This is a genomic window from Devosia limi DSM 17137 (genome assembly GCF_900128975.1).
Lineage (GTDB): Bacteria > Pseudomonadota > Alphaproteobacteria > Rhizobiales > Devosiaceae > Devosia > Devosia limi.
Map to the genome: position 1 here is coordinate 284,648 of NZ_FQVC01000001.1, position 15,151 is coordinate 299,798.

19 protein-coding genes are annotated in these 15,151 nt (G+C 66.6%); all 19 read right to left on the bottom strand.

All coding sequences use genetic code 11. The features are described 5' to 3' along the window. Nucleotides 1-37 precede the first annotated feature (37 nt). A complete protein-coding gene (locus BUA69_RS01235; protein WP_052950321.1) occupies nt 38-790 on the bottom strand; it encodes a glycoside hydrolase family 108 protein in 753 nt (250 codons plus the stop codon). Then, nucleotides 783-4,508, bottom strand: coding sequence for a baseplate multidomain protein megatron (locus tag BUA69_RS01240; RefSeq protein WP_046133562.1), 3,726 nt, complete (start codon nt 4,506-4,508; stop codon nt 783-785). Before BUA69_RS01240 ends, BUA69_RS01235 begins: the two co-directional genes overlap by 8 nt. Before the next feature lie 34 nt (nt 4,509-4,542). Then, nucleotides 4,543-4,965 carry an NlpC/P60 family protein gene (locus BUA69_RS01245; RefSeq protein ID WP_046133561.1) on the bottom strand — a complete coding sequence of 141 codons (423 nt, stop codon included), beginning with the start codon at nt 4,963-4,965 and terminating at the stop codon, nt 4,543-4,545. Beyond that, nucleotides 4,962-5,840: a DUF2163 domain-containing protein gene (locus BUA69_RS01250; RefSeq protein ID WP_046133560.1), complete on the bottom strand. Its 879-nt coding sequence runs from the start codon at nt 5,838-5,840 to the stop codon at nt 4,962-4,964. Before BUA69_RS01250 ends, BUA69_RS01245 begins: the two co-directional genes overlap by 4 nt. Further along, on the bottom strand, nt 5,837-6,457 hold the full coding sequence (locus BUA69_RS01255; protein ID WP_072866435.1) for a DUF2460 domain-containing protein: 621 nt from the start codon (nt 6,455-6,457) through the stop codon (nt 5,837-5,839). Before BUA69_RS01255 ends, BUA69_RS01250 begins: the two co-directional genes overlap by 4 nt. A gap of 164 nt (nt 6,458-6,621) precedes the next feature. Beyond that, a complete protein-coding gene (locus BUA69_RS01260) occupies nt 6,622-7,164 on the bottom strand; it encodes a phage tail tape measure protein (RefSeq protein WP_072866436.1) in 543 nt (180 codons plus the stop codon). Continuing rightward, nucleotides 7,154-7,345 (bottom strand): rcc01693 family protein, encoded by a 192-nt coding sequence (locus BUA69_RS01265; protein ID WP_046136214.1) that lies wholly within the window; start codon nt 7,343-7,345, stop codon nt 7,154-7,156. The genes BUA69_RS01260 and BUA69_RS01265 overlap by 11 nt, the downstream gene beginning before the upstream one ends. After that, complete coding sequence (locus tag BUA69_RS01270; protein ID WP_046136213.1) at nt 7,342-7,656, bottom strand: gene transfer agent family protein; 315 nt, start codon at nt 7,654-7,656, stop codon at nt 7,342-7,344. Before BUA69_RS01270 ends, BUA69_RS01265 begins: the two co-directional genes overlap by 4 nt. 49 nt (nt 7,657-7,705) lie before the next feature. Next, on the bottom strand, nt 7,706-8,119 hold the full coding sequence (locus BUA69_RS01275) for a phage major tail protein, TP901-1 family (RefSeq protein WP_046136212.1): 414 nt from the start codon (nt 8,117-8,119) through the stop codon (nt 7,706-7,708). Nucleotides 8,120-8,276: 157 nt separating this feature from the next. Next, on the bottom strand, nt 8,277-8,681 hold the full coding sequence (locus BUA69_RS01280) for a DUF3168 domain-containing protein (RefSeq protein WP_046136211.1): 405 nt from the start codon (nt 8,679-8,681) through the stop codon (nt 8,277-8,279). Between the two features lie 3 nt (nt 8,682-8,684). After that, nucleotides 8,685-9,026, bottom strand: a complete 342-nt coding sequence (locus tag BUA69_RS01285; RefSeq protein WP_052950668.1) for a phage head closure protein — start codon at nt 9,024-9,026, stop codon at nt 8,685-8,687. Beyond that, nucleotides 9,023-9,589 carry a head-tail connector protein gene (locus BUA69_RS01290; RefSeq protein WP_046136210.1) on the bottom strand — a complete coding sequence of 189 codons (567 nt, stop codon included), beginning with the start codon at nt 9,587-9,589 and terminating at the stop codon, nt 9,023-9,025. Before BUA69_RS01290 ends, BUA69_RS01285 begins: the two co-directional genes overlap by 4 nt. Before the next feature lie 340 nt (nt 9,590-9,929). Further along, on the bottom strand, nt 9,930-11,150 hold the full coding sequence (locus BUA69_RS01295; protein WP_046136209.1) for a phage major capsid protein: 1,221 nt from the start codon (nt 11,148-11,150) through the stop codon (nt 9,930-9,932). 10 nt (nt 11,151-11,160) lie between these two features. Further along, nucleotides 11,161-11,640: an HK97 family phage prohead protease gene (locus tag BUA69_RS01300; protein WP_046136208.1), complete on the bottom strand. Its 480-nt coding sequence runs from the start codon at nt 11,638-11,640 to the stop codon at nt 11,161-11,163. Then, nucleotides 11,640-11,768 (bottom strand): hypothetical protein, encoded by a 129-nt coding sequence (locus tag BUA69_RS21390; protein WP_280136813.1) that lies wholly within the window; start codon nt 11,766-11,768, stop codon nt 11,640-11,642. The genes BUA69_RS01300 and BUA69_RS21390 overlap by 1 nt, the downstream gene beginning before the upstream one ends. A 3-nt stretch (nt 11,769-11,771) precedes the next feature. Further along, on the bottom strand, nt 11,772-11,960 hold the full coding sequence (locus BUA69_RS01305) for a hypothetical protein (RefSeq protein ID WP_046136225.1): 189 nt from the start codon (nt 11,958-11,960) through the stop codon (nt 11,772-11,774). Nucleotides 11,961-12,003: 43 nt separating this feature from the next. Continuing rightward, complete coding sequence (locus BUA69_RS01310; RefSeq protein WP_046136207.1) at nt 12,004-13,158, bottom strand: phage portal protein; 1,155 nt, start codon at nt 13,156-13,158, stop codon at nt 12,004-12,006. Between the two features lie 129 nt (nt 13,159-13,287). Continuing rightward, the gene (locus BUA69_RS01315) at nt 13,288-14,544 is read right to left on the bottom strand and encodes a DNA-packaging protein (RefSeq protein ID WP_046136206.1); all 1,257 of its coding nucleotides are present in this window, start codon (nt 14,542-14,544) and stop codon (nt 13,288-13,290) included. After that, complete coding sequence (locus tag BUA69_RS01320; RefSeq protein ID WP_046136205.1) at nt 14,522-14,947, bottom strand: hypothetical protein; 426 nt, start codon at nt 14,945-14,947, stop codon at nt 14,522-14,524. The genes BUA69_RS01315 and BUA69_RS01320 overlap by 23 nt, the downstream gene beginning before the upstream one ends. Between the last annotated feature and the right edge of the window lie 204 nt (nt 14,948-15,151).

Below are 15,151 nucleotides of genomic sequence, written 5' to 3' on the forward strand. Positions count from 1 at the left end.
CGGCGGCGAGCCCACCGGTTCGCCGCCAAGCCGTCGCCTAGGCGCGGCTGATATCCCCCTTAAGCCCCTGGCGCAGGAAGATAACCGCCAGTGCCTCCATGATCAGCTGACCGGCGCTGCTGCCTTCCAGCGAAGGCAGATCAATGCCCAACATTTGCGACAGCCCCGCCAACAGCATGAAGGCGGCAATGATGTAGGTTCGATAACCGGCAAGAATGGCCATGGTCTGGCTCCAGTCTGGTTTGGTTGGTGTCAAAGGCACGCTGTCCGCCATCGCCAGCGCCGCCTTGCGGATCGCGGCGACACGGGCGCTCCAGCCCTTGCCGAAAGTGGCAAAGGTCGAGAGACGGTTGAGGAAATTCATCCGGCGGTCACAAAGTGCATTCACCAGCGCCGCGACATTGCGGGACCCGATCGCCGCCAGCGTCAGCGGACCGATCCAGCCATCGGCGAGCACGCCCAGCTCGCGCTGCAGCAGTTTGATCGCCCGGTCAGGCCCGGAATTGACGGCAAAATCGAACACGGCAAGATCCAGCCCCGGCGGCAGTCTCGTCGCATTGGCGCGCTCCCAATAGAGACTGCGGTAAATCCGCGCCGCCTCGCCTCGCCCGAGCGCCTTGACCTGGTCGACGCCCAGCGCCCACCACGGCGAGATATTGCGCCAGCGCGCCAACGTCTTGCGGGTAATCCCCAGATTGGTCGCCCCGCCGGGGTCGCTGGGATGATTGGCAAAGCCACCTTCGTGCCGCAGCACCTCATCGAGGCAGATATCGAATCGCGACCTAGCCATTGAACGCTCCCTGCGCCGGATGCCCCGGTCCAAGAACCGGGCTCACTTGCGCGATGCTGAAGGTGAAAAGCCCCGCCGGGCCGCCGAAGTCAGCCACCTGCTGAGCCGCGGAATAGACTGCCTCAGCACCGGCCGTTTCAAAGCTGCGGAGGACAATTGTCCCATCGCCCAGCGTCACCAGATACCGCTCCGGCAGATGCTCCAGCGGCGCCTCGCCCGCGCCCCAGCCATCGCCATCCGCCCGGCTGCACCGCGCCCAGTCCAGCGCGATATCGCCACCGCTCTGCCGCCGCGCCCGCAAATGCACCGGTGCGAGCGGCAGTGCCGGCGCCACGCTGGCCAGCAGTTGCGAAACCGTGCCCGTCAGATCGCTGCTGCCGGCAAAACTGCGCAGGCTCGCCGTCCCGCCGAGCCATTGGCTCCTGGTCGGCAGACCGATGACGCGCGTATCCAGCAGCATCACCCGCCGTCCGACCGCCACCGGCCCCATCGCCGCCGCCGTTCCCTCCTGCCCGCGCAGCAATCCGGTCAGCCGATAGGTCGATAGCCCGATCAGTTCAGCCGCCAGAAAGCCGATGACTTCCCATTCGCCGCTATCGGTCTCCACCGCCAGCCGATTGCCACCCGCCAGCACCGCTTCCGCATCCAGCCCCGCAATGTGGCCGCCATGCAGCCGCAGGGTCAGCGCATTGCCGCGATCCCAGACGCCCAGCGGCCCCGCGCCAAATGCCGCAATGGTCTCGCCCATAACACTGCGCCGGATCAACCGCGCCAGCGTCGCGCACGTGCCGGCATCGCTCACCGACACCGCGCCGGGCCAGGGCTGCGCATAGGCCCCCAGCACGACGCGCGTCCGCGCTGGATCCTCCACCGTCCCCGGCAGGTGCGCGGCGATGACGACCGGTAGCGCCCGCGCCACCGGGCCGCCACCAGCGCGTGGCTGATCCACTGCCGTCGAGACCGGCACTGGCGGCGGCAGCCCGCGCGCCGTGATCCGCCGCGTCAGCCCATCGCGGAGCTCGGTGATTTCAAACGGCTCGTCGCCCAACGTCACCACATCGCCCGGCTCCAGCGCCAGCGCACTCGGCGGCAGTGCAAAGTCGAGGCTTTCGCGTTCTGTCCTCCGCGCCAGCAGCCCCTGCTCCGCCGCCCGCCGTGCCCCGCCGGCATCCAGCACCAGCGGCAGCGCCCCAGTCGCCAGCGGTCCGTCGCCGACGCGCAGGGCCGTCACCGTCCCGGCCAGAAAATCGCGCTCGCGGTCGATATAGCTCAGCGCCAGCCGCCCCGGCGTTTCCGCCGGATCGCTCCGCCGCCGCGACAGCACCGCGCCATCGTCCAGCACCAATGCGTTGGGATCCAGCGGCGTCGCCCCGCTGCGTCGGGCCGAGCCCATTTGCAGCCCCTGCTGCCCATCGCGAAAACTCAGGCCTGTCGCCTCGCTCAGCGGCTCCAGCGCCTCGCGCGCCGTGGTGACCCCGCCCAGCACATAGCCCTGCACCAGCGGTTGCGCTGTCGCTGCGACCAGGCTTACGCCATGTTCCGCGGCGATCACTGTCGCCAGTTCATCACTCGCCACGCCGCCCAGCCGCCCGGTCAGCCAGTGACCGGTGCGATGATTGGGACCATCCGACCAGACTTCCGATTGCGCCGGAAAGGCCGGAAACGGCCTGGAATCCCAGGTCCAGTGATAGATCCGCGCCACATCCACCATCCCGGCCGGATTGTTGGCGGGATTGCGCCAGTGGCGTTGATGCGCCCGCAGGAACTGCCGCTGCAACAGCGGGTCCGGCGTGCCATTGGAAAAGTATGGCCGCCCGCCCTCGCCGCTCTTGTCGTCGCCGAAAATATTGGGCTGGTTGGCGCCCTTGTCGACCGCGCCACAGCCCAGCTCCGTGAACCAGATCGGCTTACTGCCGGGCACCCAGGCAGTCGGCGTCGTCTTGCGCACGCCACCCGGCCGGTCATGGTGCCAATGGCTCCACCAGCCCCTGATATCCTTGTAGCGCCACAGCCAGGGCTCGCCATAAGCGCCATCGGCAATCGGCGTTCGCGCACCCGCCAACCGGGCCGCATCGCTGGCATAATACCAGTCGAACCCCTCACCTGCCGCGACATTGCCGCCGAGATAGTTCAGCTCCAGTCCGGTAGCGGCCAGTGCCGCATCGGCATGGCCGGTGCCATCGCGCCAGTCGGCCAGCGGCATGTAATTGTCGATGCCGACCGCGTCGATATTGGGCGAGGCCCAGAGCGGATCGAGGTGGAAGAACTTCTCGCCATCCGGCTGATAGCCCGAATATTCGCTCCAGTCGGCGGCATAGGTCAGCTTGGTGCCCGGCCCGACAATCGCCCGCACATCAGCCGCCAGCGTCACCAGCGCGCTGACAAACGGAAAACTGTTGCCGGCGCCGCGCAGCGTGGTCATGCCGCGCATTTCCGAGCCGATCAGCATCGCATCGATGCCACCCGCCGCCTGCGCCAGTCCGGCATAATGCAGCGCCATCTGCCGGAACCCGGCATTGACGAAGCTGGCAACCTGCACATCGACCGCGCCCGTCTTGTCCGGCGTTCCCGCCCGCCCGGGCCCGGGATAACAGCAGATGCGTCCGCGCCAGGGATAGCTCGCCTGCACCACCCCGCCATATGGATCGGGCAGGCCATTGCCCTCCTGCACATCCATCATGATCAGCGGATAGAGCGTTACCGCGATGCCACGCGCCTTGAGGTCGGCAATCGCCGCCAGCACCGCCCCATCCGATGGCGTACCCCCATAAGCCGGCCCATCCCGATGCTGGCTCACGACCGGCACGCTTTCGCGCCCAAGTCCCGCCACGCTCCAGCTGACGCCCTCGACCGTCCGGTCCCACGCCTCGACACGCGGCCCCACTGTGCAGAATCCACAGCGCAGATCATCGCCAAACCAGGCCACCACCAGCGCCACATGCGTCAGGTTCGGGCACAGCGCCACCAGCTCGTCGATCGACCAGCTCCAGTCGCTGCGCCCCTGGCTGACATGGGTGTTCTCGCCGACAGTCGCGCCCGGCCCGACAATGCGCACACGCGGCACCGGATCATAGCCAAATTCGCTCGCCCCCGGGATCACCGTCACCGCCCTTATGGCCGGCTCCAGCTCCCCCACCACACGGCAGAGTTCCACCGTCAGCTGCGGGATACGATTGCCGAACTTGCTCAGCGGCAATTGCTCGACCACCAGATAGCAAAGCCCACGATAGGCCGGGGCCACCCCCTGCGTCGCTTCGATCAACCCGTCCGGCAACTGGCTCTCGGTGCCGCGATAAAACCGCAGCGTCAGGCCCTGCGTATCCAGCAATTGCCCATCGGCCCAGATCCGCCCCATCCGGTGGACAGTGCCTTCGCAGAACGCCACCGCAAAGCTGGCGCCCACTTCGTCCTCGCGCTCCGGCTCGCCAAAGCCCTTGGCCCCGGCATTTTCGCTGCCCAGCAGCTCCAGTTCGCGTGCCCAGATGATATTGCCGCTCATCCGGCTCCAGCCATAGAGCCTCGGCACCGCCGCGCCTTCGGACGATCCTTGCAGCCGCACGTCATGGGCGGTCGGGGTCTTCTGCTCACCGCCAAACAGCATGCCGTCGATGGCGCTGCCCGCCAGCGCCCCCAGCGCGCGCCCAACGGTGGCGCCAATCGGCCCGCCGATCAACGCCCCGGCGAATTGCCCAGCCAGCGAAAGCGCAAGCGTTGCCATTGCGGCTCCTCAAGAGATTGAAATGTCGATTGTTTCAGCGCGGAGGAAAGGTGAACCGGCCAGAAATGCGCCGCGCCCAGGCCTCGGTCAGGCTGGCCTCGACCACGCCCAACCGCTCCTGGCTATGGATGAAGCGATCCGGGCCGACGAGAATCCCGCAGTGCTTTGCCGCCGCCATCCCGTTGAGCCGGAACAGCAGCACCTGCCCCGCCTGCAATTGCCCACCCACCGGCAGCAGAAACCGCTCCGCCGCCGCCTCCAGCGCCCCGGCATGCGCCACATCGCGCATATCAGCCCGATAGGGCGGCATCACCATTGGCTCATCGCCATAAAGCGTCCGCCACACGCCCCGCAGCAGCCCCAGGCAATCGCAGCCGGCCCCCAGCGTCGCCGCCTGGTGCCGATAGGGCGTGCCCAGCCATTGCCGCGCCGCGACAACCACAATTTCCCCGTTCATTTGACCACCGCCCGCCCGTCCAGCGCATCGCCGGCACGCGGATGGCGCAGCACGTAGTCACTGCCGGGAATATGCGGAAAGCCGCGGAAATTGACGGCGTTGGCGAACTTGGCCTTGCAGGTGGCAAACCGCCGGTCACACCCGGCCGTCACCGTCAGGGTATCACCCACGGCGACCCAGTCGCCCACCGCCACGCCAAAACCCAGCACATCGCGCCCATGCGAAACCACGCCATCGCGCAGCCCCAGCCGGCGCCCATCGGTCCATTCCACCCGGCCAAAGCCGAACCAGCCCTCGGCAAACCCCTCGAGCCCGCTAACCCGCACCCGGTATTGATCCTCCACCGCCACCACGCTGGCAAAACCACGCAGCGCCGGCACCGCCAGGTTCACCCCACAGCGGCCATCGCCCAGTTCGGCGTCGCACAGCCCCTGATAGATCCGCCCCCGCGTCGCATTCAGCCCCTGCTGGGCCGAGCGCAGTTCGGCGCGAAACACGCCGTCCTCGCGCACGATCTCGCCGATACTGTCGCGCCGCAGCAGGGCCCTTTGGCTCACATCCTGCCAATTGACCCGCCAGGTCTCGACCTCGGCCCCGTCATAGCGCCCAAGCAGGATGTCATCTTCGGCAATTGCCTCGGCATGCAGCACGCCCAGCACCTGGCTGGTATCGACCTGCCCACCCAGCTTGGCCGGCACTTCTGCCCCATCCAGCCCATGCGCCGGCAAAAAGTCCGTGCCATCAAAGCTCAGCTTCAGGTCATGGTCGGTAAATCCCAGCACCACCCCATCGCTGCGCCTTATGCGCCAGCACTGCGCCAGCGTCGTCTGCCCGCTCGCCAGATGCGCCGCAAAACCAATATCGAGCGTCCTCATGGCAGAATCTCCACCAGCGGAATGCTCGGCGCCTCGGCTCCGTCAAAGCTCGTCAGTTCGATATCCAGCCGATCAGTATCGAACCGCACCGGCACATCGAACAAAAACCCCGCCGTCACCGCCGCCCCCAGCGCCGGCGGCGTCGAAAACCCCACGACACCCGTCGCCCCATCGACCGTCCAACCACTCGTCAGTTCAACACCCGCCACCGCCACCCTGACGCTGCCCGCCACCGGGCGCGTGATCGCCCGCTGATAGGGATCAAAGCTCGCGCCATAGCGCTTGCTCAGCTGAAAACTGGTCCGCACCCCATCACCGCTCCCGATGACCTGGTCCAATGCCGTCGGCGCGCCGCTATTGGACGAATGGTCCAGTCCATCGCGCCACAAAAACCCATGCAGCCGCCCACGCCGTTCCTCGAAAAACGCCAGCACGACCTGCATGTCGGCGCGCGACTTGACGCCATAGCCGGCATTGTAGCGCCGCCGCGACCGCGCCCACCGGCTGTTGCGCTCCTCGGCGCCACTGGCCAGCGTCACCACATCCGTCCTGCGCTCCGGCCCACCCCGCGCCCCCAGCGCCACATCAAGCGGAAAGCGAATTGGGTGAAATGCCATGGAATGCTCCGGTCATGGAAAGCCGCAGCACCCCCACCCCGGCCCTCCCCTCAAGGGGGAGGGAGCGATAGAGCCGCAGCAGCTGAATGTGTGGATGGCTTGTAGATCGAGAGGGTCCCCTCCCCCTTGAGGGGAGGGATAGGGTGGGGGTGCTGCGGTCGACGCTAACTCGCCCGCGACCCCCGCTTCACCGCCCGCAGCAACATCGCGCTCAGCTCCGCCTCGCTCGCCACAAAACTGCGCGCGTCGCTGGCCGTCACGTTGAACGTCACATTGACCGCCCCGCCGCCGCCCCCGGCCACGCCAAGCCGCCCATCGCTACCCCGTTGCAGCGGCATGATCGCCTCGGGCCCAGCCTCGCCGGCCAGTCCCAGCCCGCCGGCCAGCGGAAAATAGCCCGGCGCGGCAATAACCCCGCCCTTGGCAAACGGCGTCACCGCCGGATTGGTGGCGGTGAACAGGTTTTCCACCAGCCCGCCAACCAGGCTCCCCAGCGGCTTGATCGCCGCCTTCAGCGCGATATCGGCAAACGAGCGCGCAATATCGCCCAGCACGCTCTTGAACGATTTACCGTCCACCAGCGCCCCGCGAAACGCGGTGCTGATCGAGCGCGCCACGCCATCGGCCAGCGCCCCTATGCGGTCCAGTTCCAGCGATACATCGCTCAGCTCGTCACGAAACCCATCGGGCAGAAAATCATTGGCCATCGGGAAATCTCTCCATCATTGCCGCCAGCTCACCCCGACCCGGCGCCCCCTGCCGGTCCCCAGCCACCGCGCGAAACGCCGCCGCCAACTCGCGCGGCGTCAGCGCCCAGAATGCCGCCGGGGCCAGCCGCAACACGCCAAAGCCAAAGCGCATCGCCGCCTCCCAGGGAAACGGCGTCACGCACTCTCTCCAAACGTCGCCTTCAGCAGCCGCGCCGCAATCTCGGCCGCGCCCTTGAGCCCGCCCTCGATCGACACCCGCGCCAGGTCATCGTCGGTGATCGCATTGCCACCGCCGCGCAGCCCTGCGCCCAGGATTGCCGTCAGGTCCCGCGCCGAAACCCGCCCACTGGAAAACCGCTCCGCCAGCCCCACCAGATCGCCGGCCTGCAGCCGCGCCTCCAGCTCCGCCAGGGCCCCCAGCGTCAGGCATAGCGTGCGCCGCTCCCCGCCAATGTCAGCGTCAATCTCACCCCGTTGTGGAATGGCCATGCACTTTCCTTTCTCGATACACCCCCACCCACCGGGTCATCCGGGCGAGTCAGATCACCGCAAAAACCATCTCCCCGGCACTCTCCAGCGCCAGCTCGAACGTCACTTCTCCGGCGTGATCCGCCGAAAACTCCAGCGCCACGATCTGAAACGGCCCAGTCACGCTGCCGAAATCGGGAATGATCAGCTGCCAGTTGCGGATGGTCCCGCCAAAGAACAGCCCCCGGATCACCGCATCCGACGCCCCATCCTTGAAGATGCCCGAGCCCGAAACCGAGGCCCGCTTGATCCCGCCGCCCGCCAGCAATTCACGCCAGCGTCCCGCGCTCTCCTGGTCGGTCGTATCGACACTCGAGGCATTGAACGCCAGCGAGCGCGTCCGCAGCCCCGCCACCGTCAGGAAGCTCCCGGCCCCCGTCTGGTCGAGCTTCAGCAACATGTCCTTGCCACTCTGGGCTGCCATGATCTTTTCCTTTGCAAGTAATTCGGCGCGACATTTGCCGTACCCACCGCGCTGCCCACGGACTTGATCCGTGGGCCTCTCCCAGCCCGGCACGCGCGACAAGAGACCCGCGGATCAAGTCCGCGGGCAGCGCGGTGATTGGTAGTGGATATGCCAGCTAGCCCGGCTCGCTCAAAAAACGCAGCACCAGCACCGCCTTGGCCTGCCCGGTCTTGCCGTCGATGCCGGTTTCCACGCGCACCACATTGGCATGGGTCACCGCCAGCCCGCCGCCGCTCAACGCCGCCGACACCGCGACTGTCGTCACCCGCTCGGCAATCGCCAACACCGCCTTGCGGCTGGCGTCCCGGTGCCAGAAGTGCAGCACCAGGCGATGCTCGAATCCGGGCGCCAGATCGCCATCGCGGGGCCGCAGATCATGCCGGTCGATCACACCATAAGGCGCCTGGTGCCCCTTGGGCATGGCGTCGAAAATCGCATTGGTGCCGATCAGCGTCACCAGGTCAGGATCGGCATTGAGCGCGCCCAGCAGCGCCCCTTGCAGCGTCACGATCGGATGCATGGCCTACCCCGTAATACTGGTTTCGCTGCAAACGCAGCTCAGATAGGCCCGCCGCCCATTGAGATCGGCGGCGCTCACGACGTCGAGATTGCGCCCGCGATAGACGATGCGATCGCCCGGTCCGACATCCCGCCGGAACCGCAGCACCACGGCATGCGAAATCGCCACCGCGCGCCCATCGGCACTCTCGCCCTGCCGCCCGCTCAGGCTGCGCACCCGCGCCCACACATTCGCCATCGGCACATAAAGCGCGCTGTGCCCGCCCTCGTCTTCAGCCAGCATTTCGCGCCGCCGCAACTGCACCCGGTCGGTCAAACTGCCCAGCGACGGCGCCCGCTCGCTCATAGCCGCACCCGATTATGGCCCGCCACCAGCCGGTCGAACCCCGACGGCACCACCGCCCCCGAACCGGCGATAATCACCGCGTCACGATGCTCGAACCAATAGCCAACCAGCACCAGCAGCGCCTGGCGGATATCGGCCGGCACATCGCCCGGTTCGGTGCCGAACCCGGCGACATATTCGACCTCGATGCCCTGCCGCTCCCGCAGCGCCGGCATCCCGGCCACATTGATCGGCAAGAGCAGCCGGTCCGGCTCGCCCCAGAACTGAGCCAGCCCAACCACGTGCTCATTGCCATCGGCGTCAAACGCCTTGATCCCGGTGAGGCTGATAAACGGGCTGACCGGCAGCCGCACTGTCCGGTTTTCCGGCCAGGCATCGAGCACCACGCGCCAGCTCTGCGCCAGCAGCGCCTTGCCCGTCACCCCCTCGATATGCAGCCGCGCCGCCGCGATCAGCGTCGTGATCAGGCCATCCTCGGCCGTGTCATCCACCTTGAGATACGCCTTGGCCTCGACAAGCGAAACCGGCTCCTCCGCGGGCCCCGCGAGAAGATAGGAAGTCATCTGTTTTGCCTTTTTGTTTGGATGGCCGGCGTCGTCGCCCGCGCCGCGCCCAGCTCTTAATTGCGCGACCAGCCCGTCAGTCATCTCCCTCCCCCTTGAGGGGAGGGATCAAGGGTGGGGGTGCTGCGCCCATCACGAGTCCCGTGCTGATTGAATCCTCAGCACCCCCACCCCAACCCCTCCCCTCAAGGGGGAGGGGCCAACATCGCGCCAGACGCGCCAATGGTGGCTCAGTCGAGCAGTCATGCCACCCCACGCCCCGTCACCACCCGGCTCGTCCGGGTGGTCCACCTTTCAGCGTGCGAATGTTGAGAAACCTCAACCAGGCACCGCTGCCGCCTCAGCTCACCGCGAACTTCAACAGCTTGATCGCATCGAAATCCGCGATCCCGCCACCAACGCGCTTGGTCGTGTAGAACAGCACATAGGGCTTGGAGCTGAACGGGTCGCGCAGCACGCTCACCCCCTGGCGATCGACGATCAGATAGCCGCGCTTGAAATCGCCGAACGCCACCGACAGCGAGTTCGCCCCGATACTGGGCATATCCTCGGCCTCGACGAGATCGAACCCCATGAAGCGGGCGCGGCCATCGGCGCTCAGGGCCGGCTGCCACAGGTAATTGCCGTCGGAATCCTTGAGCTTGCGCAGCGAGCCCTGGGTCTTGCGGTTCATCACCCAATTGGCGTTCTGGCGATAGCCGGCCTTGAGCGCATAGACGAGGTCGATCAGCACGTCGCTGGCATTGCTGGTCGGCAGCGCGCCGGCCGCGCCGGTCGCCACATAGCCCAGATTGCCCCAGCTCCAGCTGGCTTCCGCCACCGTCGTCGAAGCCAGGAAACCCTTGGGCTTGTTGACGCCGTCGCCGTTGACAAAGGCCGTGGTTTCCTGCGCCGCAAAGGCCGCATTGACCTCGTCGGCAATCCACTGGCCCACATCCACCGCGGCATCGTCGAGAAAGGCCGAGGTGGCCGCCGGCATGGCATAGAGTTCCATGGTCGGATAGCTGAGTTCGGCCAGCGTCTGGCTATTGGTAACGGGGCGCGCCGCCGTCTCCCCCACCCAGCCCACGGCCGGGCCGGTCAGCGAGATCGGGCGCTTGTAGACGGCGCTCGACACCTGGCGCACCCCGGCAATGGCGCGGATCGGCGAGACCGCCGTCAGCAGCCGGGTGATTTCGCTCTCGGTCTCGGCCGGGACGACAAAGCCGCCATCGGCATTGACGCCGATCGACAGTGCCTTTTCCTCACCGCGCTTCACATAGGCCGAAAAGGCATCCTTGTATTCGTCATACTGCTGGCCGGCCTTGCTGTCGAGCAGCGGGCGGGCGCGGTCGGCCAAGGCGCGGTCCATGGCCGATTTCTGGCCATCCAGCGCCTGGTTGATGCGGTCCAGCTTGCCCTCGAGCAGGCCGTCGGCGCTGCCGCGCTTTTCGATCTCCTTGAGGCGCTGGTCATTGGTGCGCTTGAACTCCTCAAACGCGCTGGAAAACGCGTTGAACATGCCAGCGACATCGCCGCCGGTGCCTGCCTTGATTTCAAAACTGTCGTCGGTCCGGTCCATGGAAAATCCTTCAGGAGTTGCGGATGGCTGAAATCGCCGCCGCGATTGCGGCGCCGGTCGAATGGTTGGCGGAGGCGGCGATGCGCGCGTCCTCCATCATTGGAAAGGTCACGATGGACACCTCGAACAGGTCGAGCTGCCAGAGCTTGCGGCTGCCGGCTTCGCGCGTCGCCCTGACGGTGCGAAAGCCGATGGAGAGCCCATCGATGGCCCGGTTTTCGATCAGGGTGCGCAGTGCGTCGGCCCGCGGCACCCCGGGCAACAATCGCCCGGCGACAAACAGGCCCTGCCCGTCCTCGCCAATGGCTTCCCAGATGCCCACCGGCTCCTTGGGATCGTGCTGAAACAGCATGCGGATGCGGTCGCGGCGCTTGGCCAGGCTCCTGGCAAAGGCGCCCGGCATGACGATATCGCCCCCGCTGTCGAGCCGGTTGAACAGGCTCGCATAGCCGGAAAAGCGGCCATCGGCATCAATCGGGATCGCCCCCATCAGCGTTTGCCGCCCGGCTTGCCCGCCGGCTTGACGCTCGCCTTGCCATTGGCCAGCGTCCCGGCAATGTTCCAGGCAAATTGCCGGAAAGTCTGCTGCGCATTGTCCCGGCTCTGCTTGTTGGCCATGGGTCAATCTCCCTTCTTGAACAGGTTGTTGAGCGCGGCGATTTCATGGACGAAGTCGTTGAAGCGCTGGTTGGCCATCGCCAGCTCGCGCAGGCTCCACACCAGCAGCCCACTCGCCCCGCTCGCCCACAAAAACAGCGCCAGATGCGCCAGATCACCCCGCTCGATGACGGTTTTGGTCAGCTCGTCCATGTTGAAAATCTCCACTGGCCGGCGGTTCGCCTGTCCGCGTCGCCTAGATCCCCAGCATCGCCCGCTTCTCGGCGTCGCTCAGAAATCCGGCATTGCTCACCCGTTCCCACAGCGCTGCGCGGTCCTCGGCCAGGGCTTCGACCGCATCGAAGTCCGGCACGATCACCGCGCCGCCAAAGGCCGGCGACAGCCAATTGCTCAAATCATCGGCGACGCGCCGCACCAGCGGGATCAGCGTCTGCCGCCAGAGCGCGCGATTGGCCTCGGCCATATTGGCATAGGTATTGTCGCCGGGAATGCCGAGCAGCATGGGCGGCACACCAAAGGCCAGCGCGATATCGCGCGCCGCGGCATGCTTGGCCTCGATGAAATCCATGTCGCGCGGGCTGAGCGCAATGGTCTTCCAGTCGAGCCCGCCCTCCAGCACCATCGGCCGCCCCGCATTGGCTGCCCCGGCAAAGCCCTGTTCCAGCTCGATTTTCAGCCGCTCGAACTGCTCGGCGGTCAGATTGCCGCCGCCCATGGAATAGACCAGCGCCCCCGATGGCCGCGCCGCATTGTCGAGCAGCGCCTTGTTCCATTCCCCGGCGGCATTGTGGATGTCGAGGCTGGTCTGCGCTGCCTCCAGCGGCCCCATGCCATAGTGATCGTCGAGCGGATGAAACAGCGCCATATGCAGCACGCCGGGAAGCGCCCCGCCATCCTGGCGAAGACGCTGCGTCTGCCCGCCGGCGCTATAATCATAGGCAATCGGCCAGCCATCGGCGCCCGCCACCACCTTCATCCGGTCCGGCCGCAGACAGAACAGCGCCTTGACCTCGCCCTCGACCAGCCCCGCCTGCAGATAGGCGTTGCCCGCCGTCTGCAGATAGGCATAGACCGCCTCGAGCATTTCCCCGCCCGATTGGCGCCCATTGGGCCGCCCCAGCAGCGCCGCCAGCGGATGCTCATCCACCCGCCTGCCATGGTCCACCACCGTCAACGGCACCCGATTGGCCGCCTCGGCAATCAGGCGCACGCATCGATACACCACCGGGTTCCTGGCAAAGCCCTGATTGACCAGGCTGGCAAAGCCGCGATGGCTCCAGTTCGGCGCTCCCAGCTGGCTGAGGCTGAGCACACTGTGCCCGGCAAAGTCCTTCTTTTCCGCAGGCGTGTTTATCTGCCCACCCAGGAGGCGGCTGACCCAATTCGGCATGTTTCCTGATCCCTATCCCCTACGCACCGCGCCATCAGTCGACCGCCCTCCCCCTTGAGGGGAGGGTCGGGGTGGGGGTGCTGCAACATCCACTGGCGGGGTGCTCAGATTGTCCGTGTCGACAAGCCCCTAAATCCCCCGCACCCGTGGCGTACCCTCCGACAGCAGCAATTCCGTCAGCGCCCACACCAGCGCATCCACGCGGTCCGGCGAATGCCCACCGCTCCTGCCATCGCTGCCAAAGCCGCACATTTCGTCCTCCAGGGCACCCAGCCCCGCCACATGGCGCACCAGTCCGCGCCCATAGAGCGCCGCCACGGGTTCGGCCCGCAGCCACTTACCCCGGCTGGCCCGCACCGGGCGCACCGGCACGGTCGCGTCCACCTGCGCAATCACCGATTGCACGAGATCGCCGCCCTGGTTGACCTCGACCACGATGGCGTCGGCCTGGTGCGCATGAAACGCCGCCACGGCCCGCTTTGCCCAGCCCAGCGGACTGGCCGGTTTCAGCGTCCGGTCTTCCAGCACCACTGCGCCATCACCCACCCGGCCCGCCACGATGATGCCGCAGGCGTCGGACTTTTCCGTCCCCGTCACCGGCGGATCCACCGCCACGACAATGCGCTGCGGTGCCTCCGGTCCCGCCGGTAAAAACATCGTCCGCTGCCACAAGGCATCGGGCAGATCCTCGATCATTTCGCCGTCCAGCTCCTGCCGCCCCAGCACCGATCCGGCATAGCGCCCGACCACGGTTTCGAGGAATCCCGGCGCCAGATGCATGGCATTCTTGGCCGTCTTCATCCGCGTCACCGCGGTCAGCGGATCGGCGAGCAGGCGTTTGAGCAGACGCGTCGGCTTGGGCGTCGTCGTCGCCAGCTGGCGCGGCCGATCCCCCAGCCGCAGCGCGAATTGCAACATGTCCCACGCCGCCTCCGCGTCCGGCCATTTCGCCACCTCGTCGCACCACGCCGCCGCAAATTGCGGTCCCCGAAACCGGTCGGGATCGGAGGCCGACAGCACGATCCCCTCCACCCCATTGGGCCAGATCAGGGTCGTGCCCTTGAGCACGGGCCGATCGTCGTCAGGATGCACATTGAACAACCCGCTTTCGCCGCGGATCATCACCGCGATGGCTTCGGTCATGGTCTCGCCGACCAGTGCAATCGGCGAAACCCGCTCGGCGGCCAGCGAGCGCACCCATTCGGCGCCGGCCCTGGTCTTGCCCGCGCCCCGCCCGCCCATGAACAGCCAGGTGGTCCAGTCGCCCTCAGGCGGCAGCTGCGCCGCATGGGCCCAGCGTTTCCATTTGTAATATTCCGTTTCGACCTTTTCGTCGGACAGCGCCGCGACTTCGGCGCGGCTCTCAGCGCTGCTTGAACTGGTCAATGCGCTTGGCCAGCTTGTCGCGGAGGTCACGCATGTCTTTCTTCTGTTTCGGTGGCGTAACGGTTTCCGTCGGCTGCATGTCGGTCAGGTTTTCGAGTGTCTTGACGATGATGCTCAAAGCGCGTGCTTCCTTTTCGGTCTGTTGGTTGGGTTCCAGGCTTTCCAGCCACTGCACCTGGCGGTCCATTACCCGGTAGATGCGCGCCATCAGCAGTGATCGGCTGCTCGCATACTGGGCCGAGCGCGGCAGCCACAGATCCCGGCGCATCCGGTGCTCGAGCGAGCCCTTGGTCACGCCGAAGGTCGCGCAGATCGTGGCAATGGTGTCGGTGCCGTTTTCATAGGCGTCGCGAATCGTCGGCCAGTCCCGGGCCAGCCGCGCTGCCCGCAGGTCGTTTTTCATCCAACTCTCCTTGCGGAACGCGTTGCACCCGGCGCGACCTGTCGCACAGGCAGTCCATCGGGATAGGGCTTTGAGGCGAGCCGTGAAACGCCTGCCACCGCCGCTCGCTGCGATCCCGACCCAATTTCTCGACTATGCCAGAACTCTACCAGACCAGCGTCACGCGGGGATTAGAAGGATAGGTTGTTGGATTGCGGAATGGGT